The sequence below is a fragment of the Metabacillus arenae genome (assembly GCF_014773385.1).
Taxonomy (GTDB): domain Bacteria; phylum Bacillota; class Bacilli; order Bacillales; family Bacillaceae; genus Metabacillus_D; species Metabacillus_D arenae.
In genome coordinates, this window is sequence record NZ_JACXAI010000007.1 from 1 (window position 1) to 17,507 (window position 17,507).

The 17,507-nt window shown below is 38.4% G+C and carries 17 protein-coding genes and 3 other annotated features; of the genes, 2 read left to right on the forward strand and 15 right to left on the reverse strand.

Annotation, left to right across the window (positions count from 1 at the left end; genetic code table 11):
• Positions 1–128: 128 nt before the first annotated feature.
• The 3 genes from pheT to IC621_RS07490 form a co-directional block, all read right to left on the reverse strand.
• Positions 129–2,543 carry a phenylalanine--tRNA ligase subunit beta gene (pheT, locus tag IC621_RS07480; protein WP_191157306.1) on the reverse strand — a complete coding sequence of 805 codons (2,415 nt, stop codon included), beginning with the start codon at positions 2,541–2,543 and terminating at the stop codon, positions 129–131.
• A 14-nt stretch (positions 2,544–2,557) separates the two neighbouring features.
• The gene (gene pheS / locus IC621_RS07485) at positions 2,558–3,592 is read right to left on the reverse strand and encodes a phenylalanine--tRNA ligase subunit alpha (protein WP_191157308.1); all 1,035 of its coding nucleotides are present in this window, start codon (positions 3,590–3,592) and stop codon (positions 2,558–2,560) included.
• A 386-nt stretch (positions 3,593–3,978) separates the two neighbouring features.
• Positions 3,979–4,212 (reverse strand) — a binding site (T-box leader).
• A gap of 51 nt (positions 4,213–4,263) precedes the next feature.
• Positions 4,264–5,016, reverse strand: coding sequence for a TrmH family RNA methyltransferase (locus tag IC621_RS07490; RefSeq protein WP_191157310.1), 753 nt, complete (start codon positions 5,014–5,016; stop codon positions 4,264–4,266).
• A gap of 157 nt (positions 5,017–5,173) precedes the next feature.
• Between IC621_RS07490 and sspI the strand changes: the two genes are divergently transcribed.
• Positions 5,174–5,383, forward strand: coding sequence for a small acid-soluble spore protein SspI (sspI, locus tag IC621_RS07495; protein ID WP_191157311.1), 210 nt, complete (start codon positions 5,174–5,176; stop codon positions 5,381–5,383).
• Between the two features lie 277 nt (positions 5,384–5,660).
• On the opposite strand, the gene IC621_RS07500 is transcribed toward sspI, so the two are convergent.
• A complete protein-coding gene (locus IC621_RS07500) occupies positions 5,661–6,746 on the reverse strand; it encodes a M42 family metallopeptidase (protein WP_191157313.1) in 1,086 nt (361 codons plus the stop codon).
• A gap of 71 nt (positions 6,747–6,817) precedes the next feature.
• Positions 6,818–7,306 carry a dUTP diphosphatase gene (locus IC621_RS07505; protein WP_191157315.1) on the reverse strand — a complete coding sequence of 163 codons (489 nt, stop codon included), beginning with the start codon at positions 7,304–7,306 and terminating at the stop codon, positions 6,818–6,820.
• Positions 7,307–7,425: 119 nt separating this feature from the next.
• Here IC621_RS07505 and IC621_RS07510 point away from each other — a divergent pair, with 119 nt between their 5' ends.
• Complete coding sequence (locus IC621_RS07510) at positions 7,426–7,812, forward strand: sigma-w pathway protein ysdB (RefSeq protein WP_191157317.1); 387 nt, start codon at positions 7,426–7,428, stop codon at positions 7,810–7,812.
• Positions 7,813–8,024: 212 nt separating this feature from the next.
• Here the strand turns inward: IC621_RS07510 and IC621_RS07515 are convergent, their stop codons facing one another.
• From IC621_RS07515 to IC621_RS07560, 10 genes are all read right to left on the reverse strand, one after another.
• Positions 8,025–8,291, reverse strand: a complete 267-nt coding sequence (locus tag IC621_RS07515; RefSeq protein ID WP_191157319.1) for a DUF1294 domain-containing protein — start codon at positions 8,289–8,291, stop codon at positions 8,025–8,027.
• A 415-nt stretch (positions 8,292–8,706) separates the two neighbouring features.
• The gene (gene rplT, locus IC621_RS07520; RefSeq protein WP_191157321.1) at positions 8,707–9,066 is read right to left on the reverse strand and encodes a 50S ribosomal protein L20; all 360 of its coding nucleotides are present in this window, start codon (positions 9,064–9,066) and stop codon (positions 8,707–8,709) included.
• Between the two features lie 31 nt (positions 9,067–9,097).
• Positions 9,098–9,298 (reverse strand): 50S ribosomal protein L35, encoded by a 201-nt coding sequence (rpmI, locus tag IC621_RS07525; protein WP_191157323.1) that lies wholly within the window; start codon positions 9,296–9,298, stop codon positions 9,098–9,100.
• Positions 9,299–9,317: 19 nt separating this feature from the next.
• Positions 9,318–9,839, reverse strand: coding sequence for a translation initiation factor IF-3 (gene infC, locus IC621_RS07530; RefSeq protein WP_191157715.1), 522 nt, complete (start codon positions 9,837–9,839; stop codon positions 9,318–9,320).
• Positions 9,840–9,929: 90 nt separating this feature from the next.
• Positions 9,930–10,059: a sequence feature (ribosomal protein L20 leader region), on the reverse strand.
• Between the two features lie 399 nt (positions 10,060–10,458).
• Positions 10,459–12,393 carry a threonine--tRNA ligase gene (thrS, locus tag IC621_RS07535; RefSeq protein ID WP_191157325.1) on the reverse strand — a complete coding sequence of 645 codons (1,935 nt, stop codon included), beginning with the start codon at positions 12,391–12,393 and terminating at the stop codon, positions 10,459–10,461.
• A 51-nt stretch (positions 12,394–12,444) separates the two neighbouring features.
• Positions 12,445–12,708, reverse strand: a binding site (T-box leader).
• Between the two features lie 282 nt (positions 12,709–12,990).
• Complete coding sequence (gene ytxC / locus IC621_RS07540; protein WP_191157327.1) at positions 12,991–13,827, reverse strand: putative sporulation protein YtxC; 837 nt, start codon at positions 13,825–13,827, stop codon at positions 12,991–12,993.
• A gap of 249 nt (positions 13,828–14,076) precedes the next feature.
• The gene (dnaI, locus tag IC621_RS07545) at positions 14,077–15,009 is read right to left on the reverse strand and encodes a primosomal protein DnaI (protein ID WP_191157329.1); all 933 of its coding nucleotides are present in this window, start codon (positions 15,007–15,009) and stop codon (positions 14,077–14,079) included.
• A 17-nt stretch (positions 15,010–15,026) separates the two neighbouring features.
• The gene (locus IC621_RS07550; protein ID WP_191157331.1) at positions 15,027–16,442 is read right to left on the reverse strand and encodes a replication initiation and membrane attachment family protein; all 1,416 of its coding nucleotides are present in this window, start codon (positions 16,440–16,442) and stop codon (positions 15,027–15,029) included.
• A gap of 55 nt (positions 16,443–16,497) precedes the next feature.
• The gene (gene nrdR / locus IC621_RS07555) at positions 16,498–16,956 is read right to left on the reverse strand and encodes a transcriptional regulator NrdR (RefSeq protein ID WP_191157333.1); all 459 of its coding nucleotides are present in this window, start codon (positions 16,954–16,956) and stop codon (positions 16,498–16,500) included.
• 78 nt (positions 16,957–17,034) lie between these two features.
• Complete coding sequence (locus IC621_RS07560; protein WP_191157335.1) at positions 17,035–17,433, reverse strand: cytosolic protein; 399 nt, start codon at positions 17,431–17,433, stop codon at positions 17,035–17,037.
• Positions 17,434–17,507 lie beyond the last annotated feature (74 nt).

The following is a 17,507-nucleotide window of genomic DNA, read 5'->3' on the forward strand; positions in this document are numbered from 1 at the left end:
ATAACTTTCTCCATTCCCCATGTTTTTCTTAATTATACAAAAAAGTACCCTATAGGTAGACTTTTTTTTAATGTCTACTCTATAGGGTACATTTTAGATCACCTCTACAAGCTTTTATTAATCAACATTTAACCTCTTAAGGAAGCTCCAAACTTTTCTTGGACCTTCTCTAATACTTTCTCATGTGCTTTCGTTACTTCTTCATCTGTTAACGTTTTTTCAGGATCAAAGTATTTCAGTGAGAATGCGAGTGATTTTTTACCTGCTTCTAAACGATCGCCTTTATATAAGTCAAAAATTTGAACATCCTTTAATAAATGACCGCCTGTTTCAAAAATGACTTTTCTTAAATCACCTGCCACAACCTGTTCATCAACAACAAGTGCAATATCCCGGGAAATAGACGGATAGCGCGGGATCGGCTGGTAGTATACAGGCTCCGTATCCAGAGTGAGCAGGTCTTCTAATGCCAATTCAAATACATAGGTTTCCGTTAAATCTAATTCTTTTTGAACCGAAGGGTGCAATTGCCCAACAAAGCCAACAAGCTTATCTGCAAAGTATAATTCCGCTGTTCTTCCCGGATGCATGGCTTCACGCTTCACTTGTTTATATTGAATTTGCTCGAGTAAACCTAATTGATCAAACAACCCATCTAATAAGCCTTTCATAACATAGAAATCAACTGGTTTTTTCTCTCCCTGCCAAGGATGAATGTGCCAAAGTCCTGTGATCGCACCTGCAAGACGCTCTTTTTCAGCAGGCTGGTTTCCTTCACCCTTCGAAAGGAATACAGACCCGATTTCATACAAGCTGACTTGATCCATTTGCCTTGCAAGATTGTATTTAACGGCCTCGAGAAGCTGAGGAAGGATACTTAATCGTAAAATACTTCTTTCCTCACTCATTGGCAGTGAAAGCTTTGTTAATTCACTTGATTCTAGCGCTAGCATTGAAGCTTTCTCTTTACTTGTCAAGGAGTAAGTAATAGCTTGATATAATCCGCTGCCTTCTAAATACCGGCGAACTTTCCGTCTCTTTTCCTGGTAAACTGAAAGCTTTCCGGGATGAGCTTCTGAGGTTGGCAGGGTAGACGGAATATTGTCGTAACCGTATAAACGGGCTACCTCCTCAACAAGATCCTCTTCAATTGTGATATCTCCCCGCCGGGAAGGTACAGTGACTGTAAATTGATTCTCAGCTGCCTCCACTTCAAAACCAAGGCGTTTAAAAATCGAAGTGATGTTTTCTGAACTTATATGCATACCAAGTACTTGATTAATCTTTTGAGCTGTAATTTGAATTGTCACAGGCTTTACTTGTAACTGGTCAAATTCCACAGTGCCTTGGAGTACTTCACCGCCGGCATACAGCTCCATTAGATGTACAGCTCGTTCAGCTGCAGCTTTTACCCGATCTGGATCTACTCCTTTTTCGAATCGGGTGCTTGCTTCACTGCGTAATCCGTGATCCTTAGAAGCTCTGCGGATCGACTTTCCATCAAAATAAGCTGATTCTAGAAGGACAGTTGTTGTGTCTTTCTGAACCTCTGAATTTTCGCCGCCCATTACTCCGGCTATAGCGACAGGTTCTCTTCCATTTGTAATAACTAAATGATCATCCTTTAGCGTACGCTTTTGATCATCGAGAGTAACAATTGTTTCCTCCTCATTTGCCAGGCGGACAACAATTTCTTTTGAACCAAATCGGTCATAGTCAAAAGCATGGAGAGGCTGCCCATATTCTAGTAACACAAAATTAGTAATGTCGACGACATTGTTATGGGGTCTTATACCAGCTGCCATTAATCTCGTCTGCATCCATAAAGGAGAAGGGCCAATGGCTACATTTTTGATAACCTTCGCAATATAAACCGGATTTTCTTTTACTGCTTCTACTTTTACGGAAATATAGTCTGAAGCTTTCTCAGCTGTTTCTTCATAAGAAAGCTCAGGTAATTTCACTTCCTTCTCTAAAATAGCTGCCACTTCATATGCGACTCCGAGCATACTTAAACAATCTGAACGATTCGGTGTTAACCCTAATTCTAATACAGTATCATTTAACTGAAGCTCTTCTAGAGCATCAGTTCCTGTTTGTGCATCTCTAGGGAAAACAAATATACCTTCTGAATATTCCTTTGCTACCAGCTTACCTTCAACACCAAGCTCCTGCAGAGAACAAATCATCCCATTTGATTCTTCTCCGCGCAGCTTCGCTTTTTTAATTTTGAAGTTCCCAGGCAAGACGGCACCTACCGTTGCAACAGCTACTTTTTGACCTTGATCAACATTTGGCGCTCCACAAATAATTTGAACAGGATTTCCTTTTCCTAAATCAACTAAGCATTTATTCAATTTGTCTGCATTTGGATGCTGTTCTTTTTCAAGCACATGGCCAATAACTACACCGCTTATCCCTTGATTTAACTGTTCTACAGCTTCCACTTCAATACCTGTGCGTGTAATTTTCTCCGCTAGCTCTTCAGGTGTCACTCCTGATAAATCTACATATTGTCGTAACCAATTATAAGAAACAAACATTTGCTATACCTCCCTTAAGCTTTTTTAAATTGCGATAAGAATCGTAAATCATTTGTGTAAAAATGACGAATATCATCAATACCGTATTTCAACATAGCAATACGCTCAGGACCCATACCGAATGCGAATCCTTGATATTTTTCTGAATCAAAGCCAGACATCTCTAAAACATTCGGATGAACCATTCCAGCACCCAAAATTTCTATCCAGCCTGTTTGTTTACAAATTCTGCAACCAGAACCCCCACATGAGAAACAAGATACATCTACTTCAACTGAAGGTTCAGTGAATGGGAAAAAACTAGGACGCAAGCGGATTTCTCGGTCTTCACCGAAAAGCTTTCTTGCAAATACTTCTAGAGTGCCTTTTAAATCACTCATACTCACTTTTTCACCGACTACTAATCCTTCAATTTGGGTGAATTGATGGGAGTGGGTTGCATCGTCATTATCACGTCTGTATACTTTTCCAGGGCAAATAATCTTAACAGGGCCCTTTCCTTTAAATTTTTCAAGAGTTCTAGCCTGAACTGGTGAAGTTTGTGTTCTTAATAGCAATTCCTCTGTAATATAAAATGAGTCCTGCATATCTCTTGCTGGATGTTCTTTTGGCAGGTTTAAAGCTTCAAAATTATAATAATCTGTCTCAACCTCTGGACCAACCTCTACTGTGTAGCCCATTCCAATAAACAGGTCTTCAATTTCCTCAATGACAGCTGTAATTGGATGGGGATTACCTACTCGAATTGGCCTGCCCGGTAACGTAACATCAATCGTTTCTGCTGCTAATTTCTTTTCTACCTCTGCTCTTTCAAGGGACTCCTGTTTACTCGCAATATTCGAAGCAATCGCTTCTCTCACTTCATTTGCAAGAGCACCCATTTTCGGGCGTTCTTCTGCTGAAAGTTTCCCCATACCACGAAGTACTTCTGTAATCGGACCTTTTTTCCCTAAGTAAGCAACACGGATGTCATTCAAGCCTTTTAAACTATTGACTTCCTCAATCTGCTGCAATGCTTCTTTTTGTAGCTGTTTTAATTGATCCTGCATGATAATCCTCCTTTTATATCGATGAGCCTTAGGCTTTTTTCTAAGAGATTGTTCCTGGTAACATATAAGAAACCCTGCATAAAGGCAATCGGTGATTCGCTGATTGCTTTTAGTCTTACTTCCAGCCTCAGGTAATGCAATAAAATAAAATGTTCGAACGATGCCAAATTAGAAAAGCTCAGGGGCGCTAGTCCTTCGGCGACAAGCATTCGGGCTAGCCGGCTGTTCATTAACCCTCTCGGGTGGATTGGCTTACTAAGGGCCGATGGCGCCTGGCAGGCAAGGACGTCCTGGCCGCCTGCGCTGGACATCGATAGCTAACTTTATTACGTTAACACTTTCATCATCATAAACTTTCTAAAACGATAAAAAAGCCCCTCCCCTAAGAAAGGGGCGAGGCTTCGCGGTACCACCCTTGAATCATTTATCAAACTAATAAATTTTAACTTCATTCAGATAACGGCTTTCCACCGACACACCTTTACGCTAAAAAAGCGGTCCCGGTGCCAACTCAAGAGGTGAATTCATTTACCTCTACCATAAAAATGCTTTCAGTCTATGGCATTTTCTCCCTATAAATGGCGTTTTTGTAAACTACTCTTCTCTTTCAACGTTCTTTCCACTATTTAATTTGATTTTAATTATAATGAAATTATTTCATTGATGCAACATTATTCACGTAAATGGTATAAAAGTATTCCTGCAGCGATGGCGACATTTAAAGATTCTGCTTCACCATAAATGGGGATGTACAGGTTAGCTGCTGTATTCTTTAACAAATCTTGCTGGACGCCGCTGCCTTCATTTCCAACGATTAAAGCAAAATCTTTAGAAGATTTTATCTTATTAAAAGGTTCACCGCCTTCAAGTGCTGTACCATATACAGGGACTTTTCGTTCTGAAAAAGACGGCAGCCATTTTCCAATAGCTCCTTTCATGATCGGAATATGGAATATGGAGCCTTGGCTAGCCCTAATTGTTTTTCCATTATACACATCAACCGTGCCATCCCCCAGCAGCACTCCATCAATTCCCGCTGCATCGGCGGTTCTTATCAATGTTCCAAGGTTTCCTGGGTCTTGTATGGCATCAATCATTAACGTTTTAGACCAATTTAAAGGATGAACAGCTAATTTTTGCTTACATACAGCTGCAATCCCTTGCGGTGTTTCTGTTTCACTAATCACCTTCATAATTTCTGTGGTTACGAAAGTCAAATTGATTCCATCAAGCTTCCAATGTTGGGGAATAGATACTTCCTCAGTAATGATAATTTCATTTACCATTTCCTTATCCTTTAAACCTTCTTCAACAAGGTGAAATCCTTCAATAAAAAAAGTCCCTGTTAGATCCCTGTCTTTCCTTTTATGTAACTTTCGCCATTCTTTTACTTTCGGATTTTTAATACTTTCGATTCTTTTCAATACTCATGCTCCTTTAAATAAAATGGCGAATAAGCCCTCGAAAAAATTCGTTAGATGTTTTCTTACTTTTTATATTATATCTTACAAATGATACATAATAAACCTGCATAAGGTAAATGCTAGGTGTGGTAGAAGATTTTATAAGGAGTGTGTCAAAATGGACTTAAATTTAAGAAATGCTGTTATAGCGAATGTATCTGGGAACAACCAAAATCAGCTGCAGGAAACCATTGTGGACGCTATTCAGAGCGGTGAAGAAAAAATGCTGCCTGGACTAGGAGTTTTGTTTGAGGTTATTTGGAAGAATGCTGAGGAAGCAGACAGGCAAGAAATGCTTGATACTCTTGAAAAAGGGTTAAAAAGCTAATTATTCATTTAAGAGGGTGCTCCAAAGGAACTTTTGCCAGCACCCTCTTTTATTTAGCTTATATGATCAAGTTTAAGGAGCTTCGTTGCCAGCTCAGCGCCCTACCAGAATTACGGGTCGGGGCTGAACAAGGCGCTTCCGCTTTTCGTCTTGTCTAGCTCCAGCGCCTAGCCCCTCGAGGTCACAAGCCAATCCTCCCAAAAAGGCAAGAACAGCCTTTTCGGAAGGCTTGGCTTGTGCTTGTCGGGGCTGAACAAGGCGCTTCCGCTTTTCGTTATTAATCAAACGTAATTTTTTCTACAGTTTCACGATCAAGTCGTTTGATAACTTCTGCAATTAGCTTTACTGCATTTTCATAATCATCACGATGAAGCATTGCTGCATGGGAGTGGATGTATCTAGTCGCAATTGTAATAGAGAGCGCCGGCACACCGTTTGCTGTTAGATGAATGGCACCTGAATCTGTTCCTCCACCTGCAATGGAATCAAATTGATAAGGGATACGAAGTTCGTCCGCAGTATCTGTTACGAGATCCCGTAATCCTTTATGGGAAACCATCGAAGCATCATAGAGGATAATTTGCGGGCCGTCTCCCATTTTCCCTTGAGCTTCTTTCTCAGATACACCAGGGGTATCACCAGCGACACCAACATCAACAGCAAATGCAATATCAGGCTTGATTGAATGTGCTGATGTTTTTGCCCCACGCAGACCAACCTCTTCCTGAACAGTACCAACTCCGTATACAACGTTAGGATGGTTAGCATTTCTCAAACGTTTTAATACATCTATCGCAATTGCACAGCCAATTCTGTTATCCCATGCTTTAGCAAGAAGCATTTTTTCATTATTTAATACAGTAAATTCAAAGTAAGGAACGATTTGGTCCCCAGGTTTTACACCCCAGGCGAGCACTTCTTCTTTACTTGATGCTCCGATATCGACGAACATGTCTTTAATATCGACTGGCTTTTTGCGAGCTTCAGGAGAAAGGATATGAGGAGGCTTTGAACCAATAACACCCGTAACATCTCCTTTTTTCGTTACAATTGTTACTCGCTGAGCCAGCATAACCTGTGACCACCAGCCGCCAACTGTTTGAAAACGAATAAACCCTTTATCATCAATTTGAGTTACCATAAAACCTACTTCATCAAGATGGCCTGCAACCATAATTTTTGGGCCATTATCTAGTCCAACTTTTTTTGCAATAAGGCTTCCAAGCCCATCGGTTGCCACTTCATCTGCAAACGGAGCTATGTATTTTTTCATCACTTCGCGAGCTTCTCGTTCATTTCCCGGAATTCCTTTTGCATCAGTTAAATCTTTTAACATTGTCAATGTTTCATCTAGGTTCTTCATCTTTTAACCCCCTTCTAAATTGTCTTCAAATATACAAACCTCAGGTGGCTTCACAAAATTAAACCTGAGGTTTAATACCCCTGTTCTTGACGCTCATGGTTTACTTGATTTTTTTTCATATAGGCTTCCTCTATTTGTTCTGTAGTAAAACCTAACTGTTCTCCCAAGTTTATGTATTCATTGAAAAGGATTAAATATCTTAATTTGGAGTAATCTTGTTTGAACTGATCAATAGCTGTGTATACAGCTAAAAATTGTTCTGTTAAAGCAGTATCTATTATCAGTCTCTCTACTTTAACATGGTTTTGAAGCTTCAATTCTATACCAAGAGATAAAATAAAATGTATGCCATCCACATATTCTTCAAGAATGACTGAAGGGTCAGATGCAGGCTTTAAACTCCAGAATTTAAAGCACCTTGTTTCGTTTGCCAGTTCTCCAAGCTCTACCAGCAAGGCTAGTGTCTTTTTTTCAATAAGCTCTTCATTCCCCAGATGATGTTGTTCTTCTATTTTTCGATCTAAAGTTTCTTGCATGTCAAAAAGCCGCGTTAAATTCATGTTTTCATCTCCCTTAAAATATACACTTAAAAAAATTATACCAAATTCAAAAAAAGTTGAAACCTTTTTAATTAAGAACCGTATAGAACAGTATTACACGTCCAAGGGAGGCTAAGGCGATGGTCTTACTCTTAAGGCTATTGATAGTTGCACTTTTTATTTTTCTTGTTTATTCTCTTGTAAAGTATTTACTCAATCCAAAAAGAAAATTAGAATTGGCATGCGAGCAGAAGAACTACTATTTATTGGATGACAAAGAAAATGTCCGAAAAAACTTTTTCTTGACATTTAAGGGTGTTTTGTTTGAAGGAGAAAAATATTTAGGACGTGAAGAGAATTCATTTGAGGTCGTCTCCATTTTTATAGGGACAAACACCCCAAACAAATTACAAGGACTTTCTCTATCTGATTTTCAATTTATTGAGGAAAGCATCAAACAGCACTATCCCCATTCAAAAATTGACTGGAAAAGTCCTATTAAAGAATTCTTAACGAAAAAAAAGTAATAGGAGAACAAGCAGCAGGGAAAAATTCACTTGCTGCTTTTCTTATTAAGGGCTTTTTTAATACAAGAGACCTCTAAATAAAGACAGACAGTGTCAAGCGACTCACATCTGACTATTGGGAGGACCCTCGACTCATTAAATGGATAGACTTTGAACGAGAATGCAGCAAGTTTTTGAAACAGCATTTTTCTTATAATGCAGTGGGCGGATGCTTAAACAGAAGATAAACTATTAATAATAATATATAAATGCGGTAACGCTATTATTGGCAAGCCTAATCGAAATGAGGTATGCTTCGTTTTGTGCCGGAATAAAAACATTCCGGCAGTACATCCTATTGCGCCTCCAATTATAGCTGTGATCCAAATAGTCTGCTCCTTTATTCTCCACTGCTTTTTCATTGCTTTTCGTTTATCAGCGGCCATTAGAAGGAAGCCTGCTGAATTGATCAGTATGTAAAATATCCACAACCACAACATTTTGTTCACCAACTTATTTTAAAAATAGATTATTTTAATGAGCTAGTATCAAAGTTTATAATCTACACCAGTATTTTCCCTGTTTTCTGTAAACTAAAGACTCTTTATAAGAAACTATTGACTTTTGCCAAACTATATTAATAAAGAAAATCGATTTCATTTACTGTTGTATTAATGTAGTTGCACCGAGAACAGGAATCATTGCACCAAAGACAATAGTTGAGGTCAGTTTTGGGCTAGTCCTAGGGTGGTAATAGTCTCCGCTTTTCTTTGTAGGAATAATGGTTATGAGAAAATATGTAAACTAAAAAAGAGATGGTCTCCGTCAATAACAAGCCCCCTCATAAGCTGCATTGTTTCACAAATGCAGCTTCGACTGAGGAAACCAGTTAGCCAGAGGCATCTCCATTTTTCATTACTTGTTAAGCTGAGCTTTTGCAGCGTCTGCTAATTGATTAAATGCTTTTTCATCTGAAACGGCAAGATCAGCAAGCATTTTTCGGTTTACTTCGATGCCGGCAAGCTTTAAACCGTGCATTAAACGGCTGTAAGAAAGACCGTTAATACGTGCAGCCGCATTAATACGAGTAATCCAAAGCTTACGGAAGTCGCGTTTTTTCTGACGACGATCACGGAAAGCATAGTTGTATGATTTCATTACTTGCTGATTAGCAACTTTGTATAATGTATGTTTTGAACCGAAATAACCTTTAGCTAATTTTATAACCTTTTTACGACGTTTGCGTGTAACTGTACCGCCTTTAACTCTTGGCATATCAAATTCCCTCCTATATACTGCTCGTTAATTACTTAAGATTATCTAATAAGTGACGAATGCGTTTGAAGTCACCTTTGCTTACTAATGTGCCTTTGCGAAGCTTACGTTTTTGCTTTGTAGATTTGTTCGCAAATAAATGGCTAGTATATGCATGTGAACGTTTTAATTTACCAGAACCAGTCTTTTTGAAACGCTTTGCAGCGCCGCGATGAGTTTTCATTTTAGGCATAGGTGTTTCCTCCTCTTTCTTACTTTTCGTTTTTCGGTGCTAAAATTAAGAACATGCTTCTGCCATCCATTCTTGGATGACTTTCAATTGTACTTACTTCAGCACAAGCTGCAGAGAAACGATCTAGTACGCGTTGACCAATCTCTTTATGTGTAATTGCCCGTCCTTTGAAGCGGATTGAAGCTTTCACTTTATCGCCTTTTTCTAAGAACTTAATGGCATTCCGAAGTTTCGTATTAAAATCATGTTCATCAATCGTAGGACTTAATCGAACTTCTTTCAGATTAATAATTTTTTGATTTTTACGAGCTTCTTTGTCTTTCTTTTGCTGTTCAAAACGGAATTTACCATAATCCATGATACGGCAAACCGGCGGTTTCGCATTAGGAGCTACCATAACTAAATCCTGGTTTGCGCGCGTTGCAATTTCTAGAGCCTCTTGACGAGATTTAATTCCAAGTTGATCACCGTTTTGACCGATAAGACGTACTTCACGAGCACGAATACCCTCGTTTACTAACATGTCTTGTTTGCTAATAATTAGCCACCTCCAAGGTTTATTCACTGAATAGCGTTTTTTTCCATTTCGAAGATGCTGCACTTGCCTGACGTTTAGCCTACAGGTTTTTCAAACAATAAAAAAGTGTGGGCGCACAAAACACCCACACTACGATTTCACAATTTTAAAAAGACTTATCGTAATACCTGTCAACAGCTTACAGCGTCAATCAGGTGAGAAGCGGGTGCTTCTTCTTTGAAATATAGTAAATCACTATTCATTTCTTTACTTAGAGTAGTATATCATTTTTCTTAAAAATGTGTCAAGCATACACATATTATTGCAACAGGAATAATTTTAGCAAATATTCAAATAGGAAGCAACTGTTTTTTTATAATAAAAAGAATCCAACTCCCATTTAACAGACTCATTTTGTTCTCGCCCTAGGCAAGTCAAGGCACTTCCGATTTTCCTTATTGGCCAGTGCATGCTGACAGGACGTCCAATTGCCGGCAGGCATAAGGCCGTAACATCTTTACCGGCCAGGCGCCATCGGTACTTAGGTCATAAACAAGTCTGTTCAAGAAGAATAATGAACAACCTCCCAGCAGGCTCGCCCGAATACTTTTCGCCAAAAGACTCGCGCCTTGGGCTGTTCTAATTACTTTTTACTTTCTGCTTTCACGTTTTGCAGGAACTGGTTAAATGGTACTGTTTCAGATTTCTGCTCACCGTATTTTCGAACATTCACAGCTTCATCCTTGATTTCATTATCTCCTACCACAAGCATATAAGGAATCTTTTGCATTTGTGCTTCACGAATTTTATAGCCGATTTTCTCATCCCGGCTATCTAATTCAACCCGCAGACCTTCCCTTTGCAGCTGCTCTTGTACTTTTTTAGCATAATCAAGATGTACTGCTGGAGAAACAGGAATAACTTGAACTTGTACGGGTGCAAGCCATGTTGGGAATGCCCCTTTATACTCTTCGATAAGGAAAGCAACAAACCTTTCCATTGTAGAAACAACCCCGCGATGGATTACAACCGGCCGATGCTGTTTGCCATCTTCCCCTACGTAAGATAAATCGAAGCGCTCAGGCAGTAAGAAATCTAATTGAACAGTTGAAAGTGTCTCATCCTTACCTAAAGCAGTCCTAACTTGAACATCAAGCTTCGGACCGTAAAATGCAGCTTCTCCTTCTGCTTCATAGTAATCTAGATTAAGCTCATCCATTGCAGCTTTTAACATACTTTGAGCTTTTTCCCACATTGCATTATCATCGAAATATTTTTCTTTATCCTCTGGGTCACGATAAGACAAACGAAATGAATATTCTTCAAAGCCGAAGTCCTTGTATACCTCTTCAATTAACCGGACAACGCGGATAAATTCATCTTTAATTTGATCCGGCCTTACAAAAATATGTGCATCATTTAGTGTCATTCCCCGAACACGCTGAAGTCCGGATAAAGCACCAGACATTTCATAGCGATGCTGCAAACCAAGCTCAGCGATTCGAATCGGAAGTTCACGGTAGCTATGGATTCCATTTTTGTAAATCATCATGTGGTGCGGGCAGTTCATCGGTCTTAAAACCAGATCCTCATTATCCATGGACATGACAGGGAACATATCATCCTGGTAGTGATCCCAGTGACCTGATGTTTTATAAAGCTCTACACTTCCCATTGCAGGAGTATATACGTGCTGATAGCCAAGACTGACTTCCTTATCAACAATATAGCGTTCGATGATCCGGCGGATTGTTGCCCCTTTAGGAAGCCACAGAGGTAATCCCTGCCCTACTTTTTGTGAACTTGTAAATAGATTTAATTCTTTTCCCAGTTTACGATGATCACGTTCTTTTGCTTCTTCTAATAGCCTTAGGTGTTCGTCAAGATCAGCCTTTTTGAAAAACGCAGTTCCATAAATACGTTGAAGCATTTTATTATTACTATCACCACGCCAATATGCCCCGGCAATACTTAATAATTTAAATTCTTTAATTTTACCTGTTGAAGGAACATGGATTCCTCGGCATAGATCAAAAAACTCTCCTTGCTTATAAAACGAAACAGCTTCGTCAGCAGGAATTGCTTCTAACAGTTCCAGCTTTAAATGATCCCCAATTTCCTCAAATCGTTTCTGTGCTACATCCCGGCTAACTTCCTCACGACTAATCTCAAAATTTTCATTTACAATCTTTTTCATTTCTTTTTCGATAGCTGGAAGATCTTCTGAGGAAAGGGATTCTTCCATATCAATGTCATAATAAAAACCGCCCTCGATAACCGGCCCTACTCCCAATTTCACATCTTTGCCATACAAACGCTTAATTGCCTGTGCCATTAAATGTGCAGTACTATGCCTTAAGATTTCTAAGGCATCTCCTGAATCTTGGGTAATAATTTCAATTTCCCCACCCTGTTCAATTGGTGTACGCAGATCTATTTGCGAGCCGTTAACTTTACCAGCGATCGATTTTTTCCTTAATCCTGGACTAATGGATGCCGCAACCTCTTCTGTTGTCGTGCCTTTTGAAAACTCCTTTACAGCTCCGTCTGGAAATTTTAATTTTACAACGTCAGACATCCTTGTTCACTCCTTTAATAATTTATGAAAATATAAAAAACCCCGCCCCTGGAAAGGGACGAGGTTTGTAAACACTCTACTATCACGCGGTTCCACCCTTTTTCCATATTTCATAAAAAAACAGCTCAAACTGAAATATGGCTCTTAAAAAATCTATAACGGGAATACCCGTCAGCCATTACTGGGCAAAACGCTTTTCACAACCGAAGTTTAGAGGCGGTAAGTCATATTCATCCTGTTAGGAAGCTTTCAGCCGGCGGCCTCCCTCTCTAAAAACTGATTTTAACATGCTCATGTCCTCATCATAACAATATATTATTTAATATTTAATCGTATTATAAATCGTTTAGAAGGAGAAATCAAATCATTTTTCACATCACATTTATCCAACTCTAATTTGCTGCAGAGCACCCTTTCTCAATCTCTTTGAAAAATGAGGATGGTAGGGAATCATTTGCCCATAGGCTGTCAGATAAAAGGAATACGTACTACTAACGCCATTTATTCATCCTTAAGGTGGAGCATAATGAACAAAGGCTACTCTGTCCCAGCGTCTTCATTGGCACATCCTGTGCCCTGCCTCCGTTAATGAACGTTTCATTTTATTCTTTTTAGCTGGAAAGAGTCTCTGGAAAAAACTCTTAACCTTTCTTGAAAGATATTCTGAATAGTTTGTATCATACCGTTGTCATTATCGTCTGTATACAAGTATATATGCTCAGGAGCAATAGATACTAATGGAGCAAGGAGTCCTGAATCAATATACATTGGATGTTGATAAATAAACGTTCTATCAATAAATGATTTTAATTTTTTTTGTGAAAGTAAATTTAATTGATCATCAAACACAAAAAAATGCTCATCATGGTCTATATATAAAGTGGTTATTTTTGATTCATGCTGAATCACATATTCACGCAGACTTTGAATAAAGTTTTGATATTCCTGCTCCAGCTTATACTCCTCAATCGCGATTTCGACATACTCGCGAAGTCTGTGAAAATAAGCTTGCAAACGAAACGTTGAAAAAGAATCAAATGTAAAGCTTAAGCCCGGTTTTAATAAGAGTTCAAAAGCTTTTTGCAGCAGCTCTTGACGCGGCCCCAATTCTTCAACCTTAGGAATTTCCGTCCGCTCACCCTCCATCAAGGAGTGAGCAATATGTAACAGCTCCTGCTTCTCATCTTTATCAGTAAAGAAAAACTGTTTTTCTATAATAGCTATTAAATACCCATCCTCTTTATACGTTAACCAATATTCCATTAGCAAAGCTGTAAGTGTACTTATAAAGCTATCAGCCTGTTTAGCAGAAGACACTCTCACCCCGCAGCTCTCAATCAGCTCTAAATGAAAAGTATTCCCTTTCCTATGCTGTTGGAGAAATCTATATAAACATTCCAGATCCTGTTCGCAATTAAAAGTGATTTCAACCACATTAGTCCCCCCTTGCAACATCTGCTTCTATGTATATGGGGGGGTGGACAAATTTAGAAGTAAGGATAACTAAATTCATTACGCTTCAAATGGAATAATCCGTTAAAACGGGTTCACTTAATCTCCCAGGTTCAATTATTCTTATAAAAAAATAAAAAATGACCCGTCTTAGAGTCATTTTTCTAATTTTTGAGTTAGAAGGCTTAATAATTATGTTAAAAATTAAGAGTTTAATTTCATCAAAGCATCCTAAGCCCTCCTGTTTTGTCCTTTTAATTCCACAGGCTTAGCAAGGTATTTTATTCTTTCTAAAATACGCCGCGCTTTTACTTCCTCCGCTTCTCCCCGCTGTGAATATGTCAAGTGATGAAGCAATTGATCGAAATTAAAGTTGGAAGTAAAGAAAGTCGGCAGGTTTTCCAGCATCCGATGTTGCAGAATCGTTCCTAACACTTCATCTCTTATCCAGCTTGACATTGATTCTGCACCGATATCATCAAGCATAAGAACTGGGACCTTTTTTACGGCATCCAGTTTCTTGTCTATCGATTGATCATTGATTGAGTTTTTCATTTCTCTTAAAAACTCAGGTACATAAACAAGCATTGAAGAAACATCAATATCAGCCAGTTCATTGGCAATTGCACCGAGAATATAAGTTTTTCCAACTCCAAAAGATCCATGTATAAACAATGCTTTAGGTTGATCTTCATCCCCATACTTCTTAACCAATTCTTGGATGTGACGGATGATGTCAAACCTGCTTGGTTCATCGATTTCGATATCTGTTAACTTGACATCAAGGATTTCTTTTGGAACATAAATACTTTTTATTAAGGACCGGTGTTTACGTAACTCGTCGTCTTTTTGTTTTGATGGGCAAATATCATAAAGTAAATCGATATTTTTCCCATCAAATAAAAGAGATGGGTAGTAGCCTTTAATAAGATTTTTACAATCACTTAAGCTTTGACAGCTTTCACACCGCTTACTTTGTGAAACAAATTCATAAAGTTTAATCAAATTCCTGTCTATCAATTCTTGAGTGATATATGGAGTATGTTCTTTAATAAATTCTCTCACATCAGGATCTTGTAAAACTTGTCTTTTTTCTTTTTCATACCGAGCTTTAAAGTCCTGGCGCTTTGTCACATTTCCAAGTGCTTTGTTTATGGATTCCACAAAGAATCACCTACTTATTATCCTTTTTTCTTCTTATTTTTCATTTCTTCATATCGTTTCAGTTCTTCTGCAAGTTTTTTTCTTTCTCTTTCAAATTCGTCATGATTTATCTCAGTCTTTTCTTGATTATTTTCTTCTTTTTCGTGTTTAAGCCAGTCAGGAAGTTTTTCTGTTCGAATTGACTTTCTGTTCTGACCGTTCTTTGTTTTGTTTTCTGCCCACGATAAATACTGTCTATGTTCTTGTTTAGCTAAATTCATAGCTTGCTGAACCGTTTTTATTTGTTTTCTTGCCCAGTGTCCGGCAATTTTTTGAACATAACTCTTTGTCAGTTTCATATCTGTTTTCAAGAAAACATAATAAATGAGAACATTCACAACTCCAGGGTGCAATTTTTGTTTAAACATAACCTCTTCAATAATCTGCAGGTCTGCAATTGAAGCTTCAGCACCGCCGGAAATGTCTTGAAGAAACTTTCTTGGAGAGATGGTCTCCAGCTGATAAATCATCTCTTCTTCCTGAGTTAACCCTTCAGTACGATTAATTGTTCTTTCCCTTAACGGCTGGACTTTATCCGCCAAGTCTGGGAGTTTTAAACCATGCTCAAACTGATACCAGTCCCGTGCTGATTTACGAAGCGTCTCCTCATTAATTGTATCATTTTCCTCTAAAGCATCCATGACAAGACTTTTCATTTGGATTGCATCTATCCCATAGAGGAAAGAAAGCTTTTTGATCGTTTCTTTTATATTGGGTTTAATAGAAGACGTTGGAATTATTGACTCTGAAAGACCTGAAAAGAATAATTGAAAATTAAAGACATCTTCTTTTAAAAAAACCGATTCCCTTCTATCATCCTTTACAAACTCTTTGCCATCCTGAACTTCGAAATCGTCCTTCGCCTCGTTGGAAGGGATAATTTCTGAAGGCTGTATGGATTTAAACACTTCGTGAAATTCCCTCGTCACCTCTTTTACATCTGGCGAAACAGTCAAGTCAGAGAAGAAATTCTTTAGTTGCTGGAATTTTGTTTTTCCTACCCGATTATATAAATATATATTTAAAAAACCATCATTAAAAAACACATCAGGTCTTAATGGAGGGGCTAATTCATAGACATATAATTTTTCATCCCCGTTCTGCTTTACAAATGTCTTAAGTAACCCCATTCCTTCAAGCTTTAGGCGTTCTTTAAAAATTTCATTTAAGTTAGATTGCATGAGGACCATTAATCCGCTGTGAGTCGTTTCGTTTCCCCAGAGCCGATCCTGTTCCAGCTCCCCCCACAAGGTCATATACAAGCTAAAGCATTTTGATCCAACCAGCGGCTGATATAAAAGGGTTAAAATTTTGCGATCAAACTCCTGAAGCACTCCTTGACTTCTAACAATATAGCGATCGACAGGTAAAAGCTCATTCCAATGTGATTCCATTCTTCTACAACCTTCCAAGCCTCAATGTTCCATAATAAAAATTCTCACGAAAAAACTACCGTTCCTTATTTATCAAATCTTTTAATTCATCTATAAATACGTTAATATCTTTAAATTGACGATAAACCGAGGCGAATCTAACATAGGCAACTTCATCAACTTTTGCTAACCGATCCATAACCATTTCACCGACTAAATCGCTTTTCACCTCAGAAACTCCTTGATTACGGAGCTCCTTTTCAATATCGTGTGAAATTTCCTCTAATTGCTTTAAAGCTACAGGACGCTTTTCACATGCTTTAATCAGCCCTCTTAACATCTTTTCACGACTGAATTCTTCCCTGGTCCCTTCCTTTTTAACAACAATGAGCGGAATCTCTTCTACTTTTTCAAAAGTCGTAAAACGGTATTGGCAATCCTCACATTCGCGCCTTCTGCGAATAGCTCTGCCTTCATCAACAGGACGAGAGTCTAATACTCTTGTCCCATTATTTTGACATGTTGGGCATTTCATAACACCAACTCCATTAAGGTTTCTTCACGAGGTTGATATACCTTTATCATATAGAAAAGAAAAAAAACGAACAAGCCGCTAGCTTGAATGAATACCAGTTCCGACAAAGGTCATCTCGCGGTCTAACTTATTGTAAACGGTTGAAATTAACTTTCTGCTATATCCAAAGTCTGTCGGCAAAGGGGTATCTGTTGAAACAGAAAAATCAACGGCTGTTTCCAATGGTCTTACTGAAATTATCGTTACAATAAGCAATGCTTTTTTAGGCTTTAAAACATTAACGCTGATTTCCCCACGTTCTTCTGACACAGAGGTTACTTCAAACCCTTCTGTCCTCTTTAAAACTTCTTGAACGGTTTCAATCGCTTTTTTATTTGTTACCTTATAATAATGGCTGCGCAATTCACTTATTGGATGATTTTCTGAAGTTTCCGTATGTGTCGAAAAAAAACGCTGAATATTTTGTAAAAGACCCATTCTATTTTTTCTCTCCTTTTCACTAAGCTCCCGATTATTTAGTTAATCCTATTTACTATCATACTTAATTTTCA